Raw genomic sequence first — 15580 nt, 5'->3', positions numbered from 1 at the left:
ATCTTCCCCAGGAGCCGCAGCTGGACGATGAGAAAAACGTTCGTGAAACCGTCGAAGAGGCGCTGGGCGAACTGAAGGCGGCCCAGGAGAAGCTCGACGCGGTCTACGCCGCCTACGCCGAGCCCGACGCGGACTTCGACGCCCTGGCCAGCGAACAAGCACGCCTTGAGAACATCATCGAAGCGGCGGACGCGCACAACATCGAGCGCAAGCTCGAGGTCGCCGCCGAAGCGCTGCGCCTTCCCCCCTGGGACGCCAAGGTCGGGCACCTGTCCGGTGGCGAGCGCCGCCGCGTGGCCCTTTGCCGCCTGCTGCTGTCGAACCCCGACATGCTGCTGCTCGACGAGCCGACCAACCACCTGGACGCCGAATCCGTCGCCTGGCTCGAGCGCTTTCTGCACGACTACAGCGGCACCGTGGTGGCGATCACCCACGACCGCTACTTCCTCGACAACGTGGCCGGCTGGATTCTCGAGCTCGACCGCGGCCAAGGCATTCCTTTCGAGGGCAACTACTCGCAGTGGCTCGAGCAGAAGGAGCAGCGCCTGACCCAGGAGGCCAAGCAGGAGGCCTCGCGTCAGAAGGCGATCAAGCAGGAGCTCGAGTGGGTGCGCAGCAACGCCAAGGGCCGCCAGGCCAAGAGCAAGGCGCGCCTCAACCGCTTCGAGGAGATGCAGTCCGGTGATTTCCAGAAGCGCAACGAGACCAACGAGATCTACATTCCGCCCGGCCCGCGCCTGGGCGACAAGGTCATCGAGTTCCACAACGTCACCAAGCGCTTCGATGACAAGCTTCTTTACCAGGATCTCTCCTTCACCGTGCCGCCCGGCGCGATCATCGGCATCGTCGGCGGCAACGGCGCGGGTAAATCCACGCTGTTCAAGCTGATCGCCGGCCAGGAGCAGCCGGACGAGGGCGAAGTGGTCATCGGCGAAACGGTGGACATCGCCTACGTCGAGCAGCTGCGCGACGCGCTCGACGACCGGCAGACCGTGTGGGAGGCGGTGTCCGATGGCCAGGACATCCTCAACATCAACGGCTACGAGGTATCGTCGCGCGCCTACGTGGGACGCTTCAACTTCAAGGGCAACGACCAGCAGAAACGCCTCGACGAGCTCTCCGGCGGTGAGCGCGGTCGCCTGCAGCTGGCCCAGACCCTCAAGCAGGGCGCCAACGTGCTGCTGCTCGACGAACCCTCGAACGACCTGGACATCGAAACGTTGCGCGCGCTCGAAGAGGCGCTGCTGGCCTTCCCGGGCTGTGCGATCGTGATCTCCCACGACCGCTGGTTCCTGGACCGCATCGCGACCCACATTCTCGCCTTCGAGGGCGACTCGGAAGTGGTGTTCTTCGACGGCAACTACACCGACTACGAGGAAGATCACAAGAAGCGCGTCGGCAACGACACGCCCAAGCGCCTGAAGTACAAGCGCATTGATGCCTGAGTCGATACCGGCACAAAAAAAGCCCCTCGCAAGGGGCTTTTTTCATGGCCGGATGAGCACCGGGTCGCACATGCGTGCCTGGGTCAGCGGCGCCGGCCGGTGAACAGCGACACGACGAAGAGAATCAGAAACAGCACGAAGAGCACCTGGGCGATGGTCGAGGCGACCCCGGCGATGCCCGAAAATCCCAGTACCCCGGCGATGATGGCGATGATGAGAAACAGCATTGCGTTGCCCAGCATGGTCGATCTCCTTATCTATAGTATCGCATGAAGAATTGGACACACCGCCCCATTCGTCAAATCAGGTGTAGCGCGCCTTCTTGAGCGACGCCGCCCCGAGCGCGCCCATGCTCCACTTGACGGGCGCTGGAAAGCGCAAGCCGCCGGCTTCCACCGCCAGCTGGGCATGATGGGTATTGTCGGCGACGATCTGGCGCAGCAGCGTCCGCGAGCGCTGATCGTCGCTCGACAGGTAGCTCATCTGGTCGTTGGTACGGCGGCCGAGCACTTCCTTGCTGGCGGCCACCATGCCCAGCCCGAAACGATCGCCGACCCATCCACTCACGAGGCCGAGCCCGACGCCGGCGCCGTAGTAGACCGGCGTAAAGTAGCTGGTGCGGCTTTCCAGCTGCGCCAGGCGCTGCTGGCACCAGGCCAGGTGGTCGGTCGCCTCGCGCTGGGCCTGGTCGATCTGCAGACGCGCCTTGGGCAGCATCACGAGCCCCACCTGCCCCTGGCAAAGCCCTTGTACGCCGGCCGTCGCCAGGTGCAGCACCCGCAGCGTGCTCGCCGCGTGGCGCCGCTCCAGCTCGTCGAGCGCTGCCTCCGGTGCGCCGCTTGCCGGGTTGGTGCGCTGGGCGCCGCGCGTGTTGGGAATCAGCGTGCGCAGCGCGCTGTCGATGTGCGAGATCAGGCGATCCGAACGGCTCAGATGTCGTTCACGCATGGTCACTCTCCTGCCCTGGATCGTGGAGGGTCTAGCCGGCGGGCCAGGTGAACTGGCGGCCGCCGAGCAGATGCATGTGGATATGATAGACCGTCTGCCCGCCCATAGCGTTGCAGTTCATCACCACGCGGTAGCCGTCTTCGGCAAAGCCCTGCTGCTTGGCGAGCATGGCCGCGGTGTACTGAAGCCGTCCCACGACGCTCAGGTGATCCGGCGCGATATCGTTGAGCGTGGCGATGTGCTGCTTGGGAATGATGAGCTGGTGAACCGGCGCCTGGGGGTCGATGTCGTTGAACGCCAGCACGTGGTCGTCTTCATAGACGATATCGGCGGGAATCTCGCGGTTGACGATCTTGCAGAAAAGACACTCCATGGCGTTCTCCATAATGACAGGGCCGGTCTTCAACCGGATCGAAAATGGGGGCGATCGCCGCGCAGCGATCAGCGAAACCGCCGCTGGGCCAACAGGTGGCGTACCAGCGGGGCGAGAATCAGCTCCATGGCCAGCGACAGCCGAGCGCCCGGCACCACCAGCGTATGCGGGCGGGTCATGAAGGCGTCCTTGATCATGGCCAGAAGCCAGGGAAAATCCACCGTCGAGGGATCACGAAAGCGGATCACCACGAAGGACTCGGCATCGGTCGGGATATCCTGCACCTCGAAGGGGTTGGAGGTATCCACCGTCGGCACGCGCTGGAAGTTGATGTGGGTGCGCGAGAACTGCGGCTGGATATAGCGCACGTAGTCGTTCATGCGCCCGAGGATCGTGTCGATCACCGCCTCCTGGGAGTAGCCGCGCAGCTTGGTGTCACGATCGATCTTCTGGATCCACTCGAGGTTCATGGTCGGCGCCACGCCGATGAGCAGGTCCGCGTGGCGGGCGATGTCGTACTCCGGGGTGACGAGCCCGCCGTGCAAGCCTTCGTAGAACAGCAGATCCGTACCGCAGGGCAGCGACTGCCATTCGGTGAAGGTGCCCACCCGGTAGCCGGCCTCGATTCGCTGCTTGTCCTCGGCATGGATGTAGTGGCGAAAGGTGCCGGAGCCGTGCTCGCCGTACTCGATGAACAGCCCCTCGAGGCGGTCGAGCAGGTTGGCCTCGACGGCGAAGTGCGACAGCTCGTCCTTGCGCTCGGGCTCGTCGCGAAAGATGCGCTGCAGATCGTCGCGGGTGTAGCGATGAAAGGCGTCGCCGTCGACGACGGCGGCGTGCACGTCCTCGCGCAGGAACATGCGCTCGAAGCTGCGCCGGACCGTGGTGGTGCCTGCCCCGGAGGAGCCGGTCACCGCGATGATGGGGTATTCACGCGACATCATGCACCTCGCGCGCGGGCCAGGGCACGCGTGAAATCTGAAGGGACGGCGACCGGCCTGCGAGTCTCGAGATCGACCAGCAGAAGCGTCACCCGCGCCGTGGCCACGGTGGCGCCGTCGGCATTGCGCAGGCGATGGTGGACCACCAGCGCCTTGCCGTCGGGATCGGGAATCGCGGTCTCGACGGCAAGCGGCTCGGGAAAGCGCGCCTCCTGCTGGTAGGTGACCGTCAGGTCCGCCACCACGCTCGGGTAGCCCGCCAGGTCCCACTCGGGAAACCCGAGCGAGGCGAGCGCACAAGCGCGCGCCTCGGCCAGCAGCGACACCAGGGCGTCGTGGCCCAGATGCCGGCCGTAGTTCATGTCGGTGATGCGCACCGACAAGGAGTGGCGATGGATCACCAGGGCCTCGGGAAAGTCCAGCGTCATGCGCGCCATGCCTGCCTCCTTGTCGAGTGTGGGGTTTACCGCGACGTTTCGCGAGCGATGGCGCGATAGGCGATATCGCGACGGTACTCGGCGCCTTGCCAGCGAATCGCCTCGACGCCCTGGTAGGCCTTGCGCTGCGCCTCCTGCACGCTCTCACCCAGTGCGGTGACGCACAGCACGCGCCCGCCGGCGCTTACCACCTCGCCCTTGTCGCTCAAGGCGGTGCCTGCGTGGAATACCTTGCAGCCGGTCGCTTCGGCATCGTCGAGCCCGTCGATCACGTCGCCCTTGCGATAGCTGCCCGGGTAGCCGCCAGCGGCCATCACCACGCCCACCGCGGCGCGACTGTCCCACTCGCAGTGCCGCCCGGTGAGCTCGCCCTTGGCACCGGCCAGGCAGAGCTCGGCGAGATCCGACTCGAGGCGCATCATGATCGGCTGGGTTTCCGGGTCGCCGAAGCGGCAGTTGTACTCGATCACCTTCGGGTCGCCGGCGGCGTCGATCATCAGCCCCGCGTACAGGAAACCGCGGTAGGCGTGGCCTTCGTCGCGCATGCCGCGCACGGTGGGCAGGATCACCCGCTCCATGATGCGCGCATCGATCTCGGGGGTGACCACCGGCGCCGGTGAATAGGCGCCCATGCCGCCGGTGTTGGGGCCGGTATCGCCATCGTAGGCGCGCTTGTGGTCCTGGCTCGTGGCCATGGGCACGACGCTTTCGCCGTCGACCATGACGATGAAGCTCGCCTCCTCGCCTTCGAGGAACTCCTCGATGACCACCCGCGCCCCGGCGTCGCCGAAGGCGTTGGCCTCGAGCATGTCGCGAACCGCCGCCTCGGCTTCCGCCTCGCTCATCGCCACGATCACGCCCTTGCCGGCGGCCAGGCCGTCGGCCTTGATGACGATGGGCGCGCCCATCTCCTGCAGGTAGGCCAGGGCCGGCTCGACCTTGGTGAAGGTGCGATAGGCCGCAGACGGAATGGCGTGGCGGGCGAGGAAATCCTTGGTGAAGGACTTGGAGCCTTCGAGCTGAGCGGCGGCCTGGCGCGGACCGAAGATCACGAGCCCCTCCTCCTCGAAGCGGTCGACCACGCCCTCGACCAGCGGTGCTTCGGGGCCCACCACGGTCAACCCTACCTGCTCGCGCTTGGCGAACGCGATCAGCGCCTCGATGTCGGTGGCATCGATGGCCACGTTCTCGAGCCCGCCCTCGCCGGCGGTACCGGCGTTGCCCGGCGCGACGAACACCTTGCTCACCAGCGGAGACTGCGAAAGCTTCCACGCCAGGGCGTGCTCGCGCCCGCCACCACCAATCGTCAGAACGTTCATGTATTTCCTTCTCAAACGGATGCGTTGCGATGACGCATTATGCCATACCCAAGCGTTCGCGGCTCACGAGGGTTTATCGTCGTCGTCCGTCGGCGAGGGCTTTTGCAGCGCGCTCTGCCAGAAGCGCATGTTCTCCTCGGCCATTTCGCGCATCAGTTCCATGGGCGAGTTCTTGAACGCCTGCTGCCACTGGTTCTGCAGACGCTTTTGCTGCTGGAGCATCAGCTGGGTGCCCTGCTCGAGATAGCGGGCCAGCGGCAAGGGCGAGGACATGTCGTAGACCCGGATGAGCTGGGCGAGCAGGTCGTTGGAGAACACCTCGGCGTCGCTGTCGGCCTGCTCCTGCTCGATGATGATCGACAGTAAGATGGTGCGCGTCAGATCCTCGCCGCTCTTGGCGTCCTCGACGCGAAACGGCTCTTCATCGATGATCAACCGGCGCAGATCCTCGAGGGTTACATACCGGCTCTGCTGAGTATCGTACAATCGCCGGTTGGCATATTTGCGAATCACGCGCACAGCGCATCTCCTTAAAACGCGGTAAAGGCTTTCGTCGCCACTGCAGGTATTGTGCCTGCAACGCGCACGCATGCAAGCCGGGCGAACGTATGACCCGCTGGCACCTTGCCGTCACGACCTTGTGAGCCCCATGAACCTGATACTGCTTGCCCCCCACGAGCTCGATGGCCGGCGCGCCACTCTGACCGACGCCCGCCGCCTGAAGCACCTCCACGACGTGCATCGCGCCCGCCCCGGCGACGAGCTGACCGTGGGCATAATGAACGACCGCCTAGGCCGGGCGACGCTGGTCGAGCTCGATGCCCACCGTGCGGTGTTCGAACTGGGCACGCTCGCGGATGCGCCGCCGCCGGCGCTGCCGGTTCACCTGGTGCTCGCCCTGCCCCGCCCGCGCATGTTGGCCCGCACGCTCGAGCACGTCACCGCCCTGGGTGTGAAGCGCCTCACGCTCTTGCATACCAAGCGGGTGGAGAAGAGCTACTGGCAGTCGCCGGAGCTTAATATCGACAAGATCCACCAGCATTTCCTGCTCGGGCTCGAGCAGGCGCGGGACACGGTGTGGCCGGAGATCGAGCTGGTCAAGGGCTTTCGACCCTTCATCGAGCAAAGATTGCCGATGCTGATGAAGGACCACCGCGGCCTGGTGGCGCACCCGGGCATGCCCAACGCCTGCCCGCGCGAGGTGAGCGAGCAGACCCTGCTGCTGGTCGGCCCGGAAGGAGGCTTCATCGATTGGGAAGTGGAACAGCTGTTGGAAGCAGGCTGCGAAGGCATCCATCTCGGTGCCCGCATCCTGCGGGTGGAAACCGCCGTGACGGCGCTGTTGTCGAAGCTGTTTTAGCGGCGTGCCCGGGGCACGCCGGCGAGTTCGACTCAGTCCTGGTCGTCGTCGGGGTCGTGAGCGACGTACTCGGCATCGTCCGCGCACTCCGGGCTTTGAAGGAAGGTGTTCTCGACGTCCAGAAGCCCCAGGTGGCTGATGGTACGCCGCCCCAACAGCATGGGGTAGATCATGTCTTCACGATCGCGCAGGCTGAACTGCTCTTCGTAGATCGTGTCGCCCATGCAGATGTCCAGAAGCACGACCGGGCGGTCGTCCTTGCCACCGGCGCCGCGCACGGTCTGCTCCCGATGAAGCGGTCGCTCGATCTCGTCGCTGAAGGTTTCGCCGCTGGCCTGATCCTCGAGCTGCAGGCGAAAGCGCACCCACTCCTCTCCCTCTTTATCGAACAGTTCGATGTCGCGGGCATCGAGCGATGAGGTCAGCGCTCCGCTGTCGAGCTTTGCCTTCACCTTGATGTCCCAGTGAGCGATCACCGCGTTCTCGACCCAACCGTACACCTTGCGCTCGTCGTCCGCCTGGGCGCCGGCAGCGGACAGCAGCGCACCGGAAAGCGCCGCGACGCCCAACGTCTTTCCCATTACCGTTGAAAACACCTTGCTCATCACTGTTCATCCTTGATTGAAAGATCTTGATCGTAACGATCGTTCGTGAAGCGCTAACGAAGGCGCTCGAGCAACGACTGCGTGGCGAAGCCATCCGGCGTCAGCCCCTGATCGCGCTGGAATGCCCGTAACCCGCTTTGGGTATTCGGCCCCATGATGCCGTCGGGCGTGCCGACCGAGTAACCGGAGGCGTTGAGTCGCTGCTGGAGCGCTTTGACATCGTCCCGGGTCAAAGGTGCCTCGTCGCGCGGCCAGGGCTGTGAAATCCCGGAGCGCCCGGCAATCGCATCACCCAGCGTCGCCACGGCGAGCGCGTAGCTGGTGGCATTGTTGTAGCGCAGGATGGCGCGGAAGTTGGGGCCTACCAGAAAGGCCGGCCCACGGGCACCGGCGGGCACGATGATCGCCGCGCTGTCGAACTCGGGAAGCTCGCCGCTGACGGCGCGAACGCCCTGAGCGGCCCATTCGCGGGTACTGCGCCGCTCGGTTTGGGCATAGTCGAAGCCGTCGGGCAGGATCACTTCGCGCCCCCAGGGCTGGCCCGACTGCCAGCCGGCCTTGGCCAGGTAGTTGGCCGTGGAGGCCATGACGTCGGGGATGCTGCCCCAGATGTCGCGCCGGCCGTCGTTGTCGCCATCCACGGCGTAGGCTTCGAAGCTCGAGGGAATGAACTGGGTGTGGCCCATCGCGCCGGCCCAGGAGCCTTTCATCTGCTCGGCGGAAATATCGCCTTCGTCGATGATGCGCAGCGCCGACAGCAGCTCGTTGCGCGCGAACTCGCGCCTACGGCCATCATAGGCCAGCGTCGCCAGGGCCTCGAGGGTAGAGAAATCACCGAAATTGCTGCCGTAATTGCTCTCGATCCCCCAGATCGCCACGACGATCTCCGCCGGCACGCCGTAGCGGCCCTGCATCTGCTCGGCGGTCTGGCGGTGCGCCTGAAGTTTCTCGCGACCGGTCGCGACACGAGTATCGGACACTGCGGAATCCAGGTACTGCCAGATGGGGCGCACGAATTCCGGCTGATAGCGGTCGAGTTCGATCACACGCTCGCGATAGCGCAGCGAATCGAAAGCACTGGCCAGCGTGGCCTCGCTGATGCCCTGCTCCCGCGCATGGCGGCGAAAATCACCGAGCCACTGGTTGAAACTCGCGTACTGGACCTGTTCGGCGGCTCGCGCATCCACTTCGCTCATCAGTTGCAGGTTGGCGTGAGCGGGCAGCGAGACGAGCGCGCTCATCAGGAGCGCCCCCGTGAACCCGGCACAACGATAGCTTGCTAATGTATTGCTTTTCAATGACATGGTTTCGATCTCTCGGCAATCCCTGGCGAAGATCGATGATGGCGTAGAAACGTGCGCGTTACCAGTCCCGCTCGAGGCACGTCCCGCGCATCACTCTTCGGCCTCTTCGGTTTCCTCGATGGGCGCGCTTACGGACTTGCCCAGCCGCGCTTCTTGCGCAGGCAGGCGCTCGTGCGCCAGGGGAACGTCGACCTTGATCGGTTCGGATACCGACTCGGAAGCGCTTTCGGGAGCGTCGAGAAGCCAGCGATCCCACTGCCTTGGCAGTACGCAGGGCGCGTCGAAGCTTTCCGGGGCGCTGCGCCAGGGCTGGTGGCGCTCGATGCCGACGTCGAACGCATCGAGTTCGGGTAACCAGTAAGCCACGTAAAGGCCCTTGGGATCGTAGTGCCTGGCCTGCTTGAGCACGTTGAAGTAGCGATCCTTGCGGCCGTCACGCCCGAGGCCGGCGATGTGCCCCCAATTGCCCCAGTTGTTGGCCGGGTCGTAATCGATGAGGCAGTGCTCGAACCACCAGGCGCCAAGACGCCAGTCCACTTCGAGGTCGTTGACCAGAAAGCTCGCCACGTTCTGGCGTGAGCGACTGGAAATCCAGCCGGTGTATCGAAGCTCGCGCATGGCGGCATCGATGAAGGGCACCCCGGTTTTGCCTTCGCGCCACAGATCGAACCTCTCGCAAGGCACCGGCATGGCGGTATCGCCGAACAGCGCCGCTCCTTCGACCTGGGCATTACGATGGAAGTAATCGCGCCATAGCAGCTCGAAAACGATCCACTGACTGGACTCGTTGGCGCCGTTGACTGCCTCCCAGGCCTTCACCTCCTTGTAGACCTGACGTGCCGAGAGGCAGCCATGGGCCAGCCAAGGTGAAAATCGCGTCGAGAAATTGGCGCCGAGCAGGCCGTTACGGGTCTTCTTGTAGGATTCGGCGCCGTTCTGTTGCCAGAGATAGTGATGCAAGCGCTGGTGGGCGGCGGCTTCGCCTCCCATGAAGACGAATCCCTGACGGTCGTCCGGAAGCCAGAAGGCGCTCTCTTCGCTGACTGCCTTGAGCGGCGGGAAACCACGGGAAGCGTCTTCGGGCCAGCCTGGCAGCGTGAAGGGCGCGTTGACCGCCTCCTTGAAGCTCCACTGTTTCTCGACGCGCTGACGAAACGCGCTGAAACTCGCCGGCATGTCGTTGAGCTTGAAGGGAAGTTCGTCAGTATCGAACAGATAACCGCTCTCCAGACGCTCGAGCGTGGTACAGGAGGGCAGCTCTTCGGCCACGCAATCGATTCGCTGGCTCTCCTCGAATCCCGAATGAGAGGCTACGCGAACACTTCGCGCCTGATAACGTTCGGCTAGCTGTACAACTATTGACGAGGGATCGCCGATGCGCACCGAAAGATCACTACCGAGCTGTAGAAGCTCCCCGCGCAGTGCCATGAGGCTTTGCCACAGAAACCGTAACCGAGCGGGCCCGAGCCGCGGCGTCGCTTCGCCGGGCAGACTCGCGTCGAGTAGACGCTGATCAAGGACATACAGACAGATCAGTTGATCGGGCCTTGAATCGAATCGTAGCAAGGGGTTGTCCGCCACGCGCAAGTTGTCGTGCAGCCAGACAATATCGGTAGTGATGTTCATGCTAGGAGCCTCCCAAGCGTGCTTTGCCAACGTCGCGAATCCAAGCGATCCAACCGCGTGCATTCACCACGTCAGCCGTGCATCCATCGTCGCTAGAACTATGGGCGCAGGCATAGAACGCGATCATCGTAGGCTTTTGATACCTGAATATTGGGTACTGGGTCTTGAATGCGTCAGCGCTTTTCTTCAAGCGTTTCGACATGTGATACCTGAACACATTGTCTTATACAATACAATTATTGTACATAAATAATGGACTAATTTTTTGCATTATCAAGCGGCAGTCCGAAAAAAACCGCCCTCGAAAGGCGGTTTAAATATTAACTCATGTTATGAAGATGAAGGACAAAAGCCGTCAACGCTTACTCGGGATCGCTCTCTCGCGGTACGCGGCGGGCATTTTCCTGGGTTTCGAGCCCACTTTTCAACTCGTGGGTCAGCGGGTCGTAGTTGGGCTTGAGCTCGTCCTTGACGGTGCCGCTCCAGAGCTTCGAGCCGACGAAGTAGCCCGCCCGCCCGATCACGTGCGCGGCGACCGGCGCGGTCATCAGGATGAACAGGATAATGGCGAAGGAGCGCGCCACCACGCCCACTTCGGCGAAGTGCATCGCCGAGGCGAGCATGATCAGAATGACCCCGAGCGCCGCCGCCTTGGTCGTCGCGTGCATGCGGGTCAAAAGATCCGGCAAGCGCAGAAGTCCGATGGCGGCCAGCAGAATGAACAGCGACCCGCTGAGCAACAGCGTGCCCTTGACGACCTCAATCATCCCTGGGGCCTCCCCTTTCCAGAAAGCGAGCAAAGCCGATGGCGGCCAGAAAGCCCATCAGCGCGATCACGATGGCGGCGTCGAGAAAGCTCGCCACCTCCGACTGCACTGCATATACCCCGACGAGCCCCACCACGGTGGTGGAGAAGAGCTCGAGGGCCACCACGCGATCGGGCAGGCTCGGACCACGCACCACACGAACGAAGGTGAGCACGAGGGCCAGCCCCATGATCACCTGACAGATCAAAATCACGGTACTCATCAGCGAAACAGCTCCAGTGCGCGGTGCTCCATTTCCTTGAGATTACGACGCAGCTCATCCTCGTCGTCGAGGAACATGGCGTGAATGTAGAGCACTCGCCGATCGTCGGAGACGTCCAGGCTCAGCGTCCCCGGCGTCAGCGAGATCAGGTTCGCCACCAGGGTGATCTCCATTTCGGTGCGCGCCGACAGCGGCAGCGCGATCACCCCCGGCTTCATGTGCCAGGGCGGGGTCAGGATATCGAAGCCCACCCGCAGGTTCGCCTGCACTAGCTCCTTGATGAAGAAGCCGATGAAGCGAACGATGCGCGGGATGCGGGCTGGATACCCCTTGAGCGCTTCCACCTGATGCTCGATCAGCACCAGGGCGATATAGCCGAACACCATGCCCACCAGCAGGTTGAGGCCGGTGAAGTCACCGCTGAGCAGTACCCAGGCAAGCCCGAGCAGAAGATTCCAGATCGCACCGGTCATGGCAGCTCCTCCCCGGGTTCCTCGACGGCGTCGGCGTCGAGCTCTAGCGGTTCGACGATGGCAGCTTCGGCATCGCCGGGCGCGCCCAGCACCGCGTCGATATACCCCTCGGGCGCGAACAGCTGATCGCCGATGATGTTCATGACCTGCATGATCGGCTCGGCGAACACGCCGATCAGAAGCGACATCAAGGCCAGCACCACCACCGGTAGATACATCAGCCACAGGCTCGGCTTCAGAAGCCGCCCATCGTCACCGACCGGCGTCTGCGCGGCGGGCACCAGATTGTCCTCGGGAAGTGCCTTCCAGAATACCTCGTTCCAGATCTTCACCATCGAGTAGAGGGTCATCAGCCCCACCGCCAGGGCAAAACCGGTAGCGACGTAGGCCCCGGCTTCGAGACCGGCGCGAATCAGGACGAACTTGGCGAAGAAGCCGGAAAGCGGCGGAACCCCGGCCAGCGAGAACGCCGAGACGAAAAACGCCACCGCGAGCCAGGGCCGCTGGCGATAGAGCCCGCCCATCTTCTTGAGCTGGTAGGTACCCTGCAGGCGGTGGGTGATGCCGCTGATCAAGAACAGGTTCGTCTTCACCACGATGTTGTGCATGATCGCGAACACCCCGCCGGCGATGGCCAGCGGCGTGTAGATCGCAAGACCGAGAATCATGTAGCCGATCTGGCTGACGATATGAAACGACAGGATGCGGCGAAACTCGTACTGGGCAGCGGCGCCGAGCACACCGGTCACCATGGTGAATACCGCTCCCCACAGCATGATCTCCTGCAGGTAGCCCATGGTCTGGTCGAAGATGAGCGTGAACACGCGAAAAAGCGAATACACCCCCACCTTGGTCAAGAGCCCGGCGAACAGTGCCGATACCGCCACCGGCGGCGTGTGGTAGGACGCCGGCAGCCAGAAGAACAGCGGAAAGGCGGCAGCCTTGATGCCGAAGGCGACCATGAACATCACCGCCAGCACCTCGACCATGCCCGCGTGCTCCACCTGATCCATGCGCAGGGCGATGTCCGCCATGTTGAGCGTGCCTACGGTGCCGTACAGAAGCCCGATGGCGGTGAGAAAGATCACCGAGGCGAGCAGGTTCAAGGTCACGTACTTGATCGCCCCTTCCATCTGGGCCCGCTCGCCACCCAGGATCAGAAGCGCGAAGGAGGCCACCAGCATCACCTCGAACCACACGTAGAGGTTGAAGATGTCGCCGGTCAGGAAGGCCCCGGCCACGCCCGCCAGCAGCAGGTGCATCAACGGGTAGTAGCCGAACTTCTCGTGGCCGCGCCCGGTGGCGGCCAGCGAATAGATGCCCATGGCGAGGCCGATGATCCCGGTCAGCAGGATCATCACGGCGCTTAGCATGTCGGCGATCAGCGTGATGCCGAAAGGCGCCGGCCAGCTGCCCATCTGCATGGTGATGTAGCCATCGCCGAGAACCTCGACGAACAGCCAGAGGCTGACGCCGAGCAGCGCAACATTGCCCGCCACGGCGAGAAAGCGCTGCATGGGGCGCGAGCGCCAGAACATCAGCGACAGCGCCCCGGACAACAGCGGCAGCAGAACGGGAAGTGCGACTTCGGGCCTCACGTATCGGTATCCTTCATCTTGTCCAGATCATCCGCCTTGACGATTTCGTAGGCGCGGCGAATCAGTACCACGGCGAAGGCCAGCACCCCGAAGGCGATGACGATGGCGGTGAGCACGACCGCCTGGGGCAGCGGGTCCGCCACCTGGCCCAGCGGCTGCGACATGCCTTCGGGAATCAAGGGCGGCGCGCCGCGGGTCATGCCCGCCGTGGTGAAGATCAGAAGATTGGCGGCATTGGACAAGAGCAGCAGCCCGATCACCAGTTTCACGATCGAGCGCCGCAGCATCATGAAAATGGCGGTGGCGTAGAGAAGCCCGATCGCCAGGGCCATCAACGGTTCCATAGGTACCCTCCTTGCAGGTCACGGTTCATCCTTGTCCACCTCCATCAGCGCCATCACCATGCCGATCACCGAACCCAGCACGGCCAGGTACACCCCCACGTCGAAGATCAGCGGCGTCGAGGCCTTGAAGTCGATCACCGGAATGGTCCACCACTGGGCGGTCAGAAACGGCTGGTCCATGAACCAGGCGGGCACGATGGAGATCATGCCGAGCAATAGCCCTGCACCGATCAGATCGCGCGGGTCGAGCATGCGCAGCACCTCGCGGGTGGCGCTGACCCCGAAGGCGAACAGGTAGAGCGTGAAGCCCCCGGCCGCGACCAGCCCCGCGATGAAGCCGCCGCCGGGTTCGTCGTGACCGCGCAGCAGCAGGAACACCGAGAACATCAGCTGCAGCGGCATCAGAAAGCGCGCTGCCGTGTTGAGAATGATCGTGCCTGACTTAACCATCGTAGGGCTCCTCCTTGACCGCCGGCTTGCCGGTACCACCCGCCTTCCCTTCCCCGGGCGTGACGTGGCGCAGTTTCAGCATGGCGATGACCCCGATGGCGGCCAGCGCCAGCACGAACATCTCGCCCAGCGTATCCAGCGCCCGGTAGTCCACCAGGATGACGTTGACGATGTTGCGCCCATAAGCGAGCGGTGCGCTGTTCTCGACCATGTAGGTCGAGATGGGCTCGAATTGATCGATGCTCCAGGCGGTGATGACCAGCAGGAAGATCAGCACGCCCATGGCGGCGGCAGTGGCGCCGTCGCGAATGCGCTCCAAACTGGTCGACAGGTTGGAGAAACGCGGCAGCCGGAACAGCACCAGCACCAGCAGAATGACCGTCAGCGTCTCGACCAGCAGCTGCGTGATACCCAGATCCGGCGCGCTGAACAGGATGAAGATCAGCGCGATGGAAAAGCCCATGATGCCGACCGAGACCACTGCCCCCAGCCGCGAGCGCGAGACGGTGGCGAACAGCGCCCCCATGGCCATGGTGCCGACCACGATGATCTCGTGAAAGCGCACATCCAGGGAAAAATCGAACAGCGGCGAGTGGCGCACTAGGATCGACTGCCCGATCAGGACGATCAGCACCACCAGCATTACCAGAATGTAGTTGCGCATGTAGCCGTTTTGCAGAATTCGCGTCTGCCACTCGGCGAAGCGCTCGATGCCGCGCAGGCTGGCATCGAACCCGGCTTCCGGCCCGCGGCGCTGGATGGGCGCCAGAATGGACAGCCGCCCGCGCACGCCATCCCAGCGCTTGAAGAGCAGAAAGCCAAGGGCCAGGCTCACGATCGACAGGATCAGCGCCGTGTTCACCCCGTACCAGAGCGACAGCGACACCTCGAGGCGCGTGCCCACCACCGAGCTTGCCGCCGCGGTCAGCAGCGCATCCCCGCCCAATAGCGCTGGCGCAAGCCCGAGCGCCAGTGATATGGCCGCCAGCAGGCCCGGTCCCAGCAGCATGCTGAAGGGAGCCTCGTGGGACTCTTTCGGGGTCTGGCGGCGCTGGCCGAAGAAAGGACGAAGCGCGATGATCGCGGCCACCGCGATGGTCAGCACCGCCGAGGCGAAGGCCATCAAGATCAGCAGCGCCGCCAACCCCTCGGCCCCCAGCACTGCCTCGAGCATCAGCTCCTTGCCGATGAAACCGAACAGCGGCGGCACCCCGGAGAGCGACAGCGCCGCCACGCAGGCGATCGTCGCCGTCACCGGCATGCTGGAGCGAAGCCCCCCCATGGCGCTCACGTCCTTGGTGCCGGTCTCGTGGTCCAGGATGCCCGCC

The 15580-nt window shown here is 63.9% G+C and carries 19 protein-coding genes; 2 read left to right on the top strand and 17 right to left on the bottom strand.

What is annotated here, in order from left to right:
• Positions 1-1445 (top strand): energy-dependent translational throttle protein EttA (gene ettA / locus BIS11_RS01820; protein ID WP_253585685.1); only part of this gene is annotated, 1445 nt, incomplete at its 5' end.
• Between the two features lie 83 nt (positions 1446-1528).
• On the opposite strand, the gene BIS11_RS01815 is transcribed toward ettA, so the two are convergent.
• The 7 genes from BIS11_RS01815 to phaR form a co-directional block, all read right to left on the bottom strand.
• The gene (locus BIS11_RS01815; protein ID WP_253422988.1) at positions 1529-1687 is read right to left on the bottom strand and encodes a DUF1328 domain-containing protein; all 159 of its coding nucleotides are present in this window, start codon (positions 1685-1687) and stop codon (positions 1529-1531) included.
• Positions 1688-1748: 61 nt separating this feature from the next.
• Positions 1749-2393, bottom strand: a complete 645-nt coding sequence (locus BIS11_RS01810) for a demethoxyubiquinone hydroxylase family protein (RefSeq protein ID WP_253422985.1) — start codon at positions 2391-2393, stop codon at positions 1749-1751.
• A 31-nt stretch (positions 2394-2424) separates the two neighbouring features.
• A complete protein-coding gene (locus BIS11_RS01805) occupies positions 2425-2766 on the bottom strand; it encodes a histidine triad nucleotide-binding protein (protein WP_253422982.1) in 342 nt (113 codons plus the stop codon).
• A gap of 68 nt (positions 2767-2834) precedes the next feature.
• The gene (locus BIS11_RS01800; RefSeq protein WP_253423019.1) at positions 2835-3707 is read right to left on the bottom strand and encodes a phosphoribulokinase; all 873 of its coding nucleotides are present in this window, start codon (positions 3705-3707) and stop codon (positions 2835-2837) included.
• Entirely contained in the window at positions 3707-4144 is a 438-nt protein-coding gene (locus BIS11_RS01795; protein WP_253422979.1) for a thioesterase family protein, read from the bottom strand. Before BIS11_RS01795 ends, BIS11_RS01800 begins: the two co-directional genes overlap by 1 nt.
• Positions 4145-4170: 26 nt before the next feature.
• Positions 4171-5463 (bottom strand): phosphoribosylamine--glycine ligase, encoded by a 1293-nt coding sequence (purD, locus tag BIS11_RS01790; RefSeq protein ID WP_253585684.1) that lies wholly within the window; start codon positions 5461-5463, stop codon positions 4171-4173.
• A 63-nt stretch (positions 5464-5526) separates the two neighbouring features.
• The gene (gene phaR / locus BIS11_RS01785; protein WP_253424301.1) at positions 5527-5982 is read right to left on the bottom strand and encodes a polyhydroxyalkanoate synthesis repressor PhaR; all 456 of its coding nucleotides are present in this window, start codon (positions 5980-5982) and stop codon (positions 5527-5529) included.
• Between the two features lie 130 nt (positions 5983-6112).
• Between phaR and BIS11_RS01780 the strand changes: the two genes are divergently transcribed.
• Positions 6113-6823, top strand: a complete 711-nt coding sequence (locus BIS11_RS01780) for a 16S rRNA (uracil(1498)-N(3))-methyltransferase (RefSeq protein ID WP_253424299.1) — start codon at positions 6113-6115, stop codon at positions 6821-6823.
• Between the two features lie 32 nt (positions 6824-6855).
• Here the strand turns inward: BIS11_RS01780 and BIS11_RS01775 are convergent, their stop codons facing one another.
• The 10 genes from BIS11_RS01775 to mbhE form a co-directional block, all read right to left on the bottom strand.
• Positions 6856-7404 carry an ATP-dependent zinc protease gene (locus tag BIS11_RS01775; protein WP_253424296.1) on the bottom strand — a complete coding sequence of 183 codons (549 nt, stop codon included), beginning with the start codon at positions 7402-7404 and terminating at the stop codon, positions 6856-6858.
• A gap of 77 nt (positions 7405-7481) precedes the next feature.
• On the bottom strand, positions 7482-8669 hold the full coding sequence (locus BIS11_RS01770; RefSeq protein WP_253424291.1) for a lytic murein transglycosylase: 1188 nt from the start codon (positions 8667-8669) through the stop codon (positions 7482-7484).
• Positions 8670-8822: 153 nt separating this feature from the next.
• Positions 8823-10358 (bottom strand): DASH family cryptochrome, encoded by a 1536-nt coding sequence (locus BIS11_RS01765; RefSeq protein ID WP_253424288.1) that lies wholly within the window; start codon positions 10356-10358, stop codon positions 8823-8825.
• Positions 10359-10720: 362 nt separating this feature from the next.
• Positions 10721-11125 (bottom strand): monovalent cation/H(+) antiporter subunit G, encoded by a 405-nt coding sequence (mnhG, locus tag BIS11_RS01760; protein ID WP_253424284.1) that lies wholly within the window; start codon positions 11123-11125, stop codon positions 10721-10723.
• Positions 11118-11387 (bottom strand): monovalent cation/H+ antiporter complex subunit F, encoded by a 270-nt coding sequence (locus BIS11_RS01755; RefSeq protein ID WP_227388144.1) that lies wholly within the window; start codon positions 11385-11387, stop codon positions 11118-11120. Before BIS11_RS01755 ends, mnhG begins: the two co-directional genes overlap by 8 nt.
• A complete protein-coding gene (locus BIS11_RS01750; protein WP_227388145.1) occupies positions 11387-11860 on the bottom strand; it encodes a Na+/H+ antiporter subunit E in 474 nt (157 codons plus the stop codon). The genes BIS11_RS01755 and BIS11_RS01750 overlap by 1 nt, the downstream gene beginning before the upstream one ends.
• On the bottom strand, positions 11857-13458 hold the full coding sequence (locus tag BIS11_RS01745; RefSeq protein ID WP_253424281.1) for a Na+/H+ antiporter subunit D: 1602 nt from the start codon (positions 13456-13458) through the stop codon (positions 11857-11859). Before BIS11_RS01745 ends, BIS11_RS01750 begins: the two co-directional genes overlap by 4 nt.
• Complete coding sequence (locus BIS11_RS01740; protein ID WP_227388147.1) at positions 13455-13802, bottom strand: Na+/H+ antiporter subunit C; 348 nt, start codon at positions 13800-13802, stop codon at positions 13455-13457. The genes BIS11_RS01745 and BIS11_RS01740 overlap by 4 nt, the downstream gene beginning before the upstream one ends.
• Before the next feature lie 18 nt (positions 13803-13820).
• Entirely contained in the window at positions 13821-14252 is a 432-nt protein-coding gene (locus BIS11_RS01735) for a Na+/H+ antiporter subunit B (protein WP_253424278.1), read from the bottom strand.
• The coding region (gene mbhE, locus BIS11_RS01730) for a hydrogen gas-evolving membrane-bound hydrogenase subunit E (protein ID WP_253585683.1) at positions 14245-15580 on the bottom strand (1336 nt) is incomplete at its 5' end. The genes mbhE and BIS11_RS01735, both read right to left, overlap by 8 nt.

The organism is Halomonas sp. 707D4 (genome assembly GCF_024158685.1).
GTDB lineage: Bacteria > Pseudomonadota > Gammaproteobacteria > Pseudomonadales > Halomonadaceae > Vreelandella.
Note: the sequence above shows the minus strand (reverse complement) of the source record. Positions and strands in the feature narration are given on the sequence as shown.

Coding starts and splice junctions, on each gene's coding strand:
- BIS11_RS01815 (WP_253422988.1), bottom strand. CDS start 1,687: ATGCTGGGCAACGCAATGCTGTTTCTCATCATCGCCATCATCGCCGGG.
- BIS11_RS01810 (WP_253422985.1), bottom strand. CDS start 2,393: ATGCGTGAACGACATCTGAGCCGTTCGGATCGCCTGATCTCGCACATC.
- BIS11_RS01805 (WP_253422982.1), bottom strand. CDS start 2,766: ATGGAGTGTCTTTTCTGCAAGATCGTCAACCGCGAGATTCCCGCCGAT.
- BIS11_RS01800 (WP_253423019.1), bottom strand. CDS start 3,707: ATGTCGCGTGAATACCCCATCATCGCGGTGACCGGCTCCTCCGGGGCA.
- BIS11_RS01795 (WP_253422979.1), bottom strand. CDS start 4,144: ATGGCGCGCATGACGCTGGACTTTCCCGAGGCCCTGGTGATCCATCGC.
- purD (WP_253585684.1), bottom strand. CDS start 5,463: ATGAACGTTCTGACGATTGGTGGTGGCGGGCGCGAGCACGCCCTGGCG.
- BIS11_RS01780 (WP_253424299.1), top strand. CDS start 6,113: ATGAACCTGATACTGCTTGCCCCCCACGAGCTCGATGGCCGGCGCGCC.
- BIS11_RS01775 (WP_253424296.1), bottom strand. CDS start 7,404: ATGGGAAAGACGTTGGGCGTCGCGGCGCTTTCCGGTGCGCTGCTGTCC.
- BIS11_RS01770 (WP_253424291.1), bottom strand. CDS start 8,669: ATGAGCGCGCTCGTCTCGCTGCCCGCTCACGCCAACCTGCAACTGATG.
- BIS11_RS01765 (WP_253424288.1), bottom strand. CDS start 10,358: ATGAACATCACTACCGATATTGTCTGGCTGCACGACAACTTGCGCGTG.
- mnhG (WP_253424284.1), bottom strand. CDS start 11,125: ATGATTGAGGTCGTCAAGGGCACGCTGTTGCTCAGCGGGTCGCTGTTC.
- BIS11_RS01755 (WP_227388144.1), bottom strand. CDS start 11,387: ATGAGTACCGTGATTTTGATCTGTCAGGTGATCATGGGGCTGGCCCTC.
- BIS11_RS01750 (WP_227388145.1), bottom strand. CDS start 11,860: ATGACCGGTGCGATCTGGAATCTTCTGCTCGGGCTTGCCTGGGTACTG.
- BIS11_RS01740 (WP_227388147.1), bottom strand. CDS start 13,802: ATGGAACCGTTGATGGCCCTGGCGATCGGGCTTCTCTACGCCACCGCC.
- BIS11_RS01735 (WP_253424278.1), bottom strand. CDS start 14,252: ATGGTTAAGTCAGGCACGATCATTCTCAACACGGCAGCGCGCTTTCTG.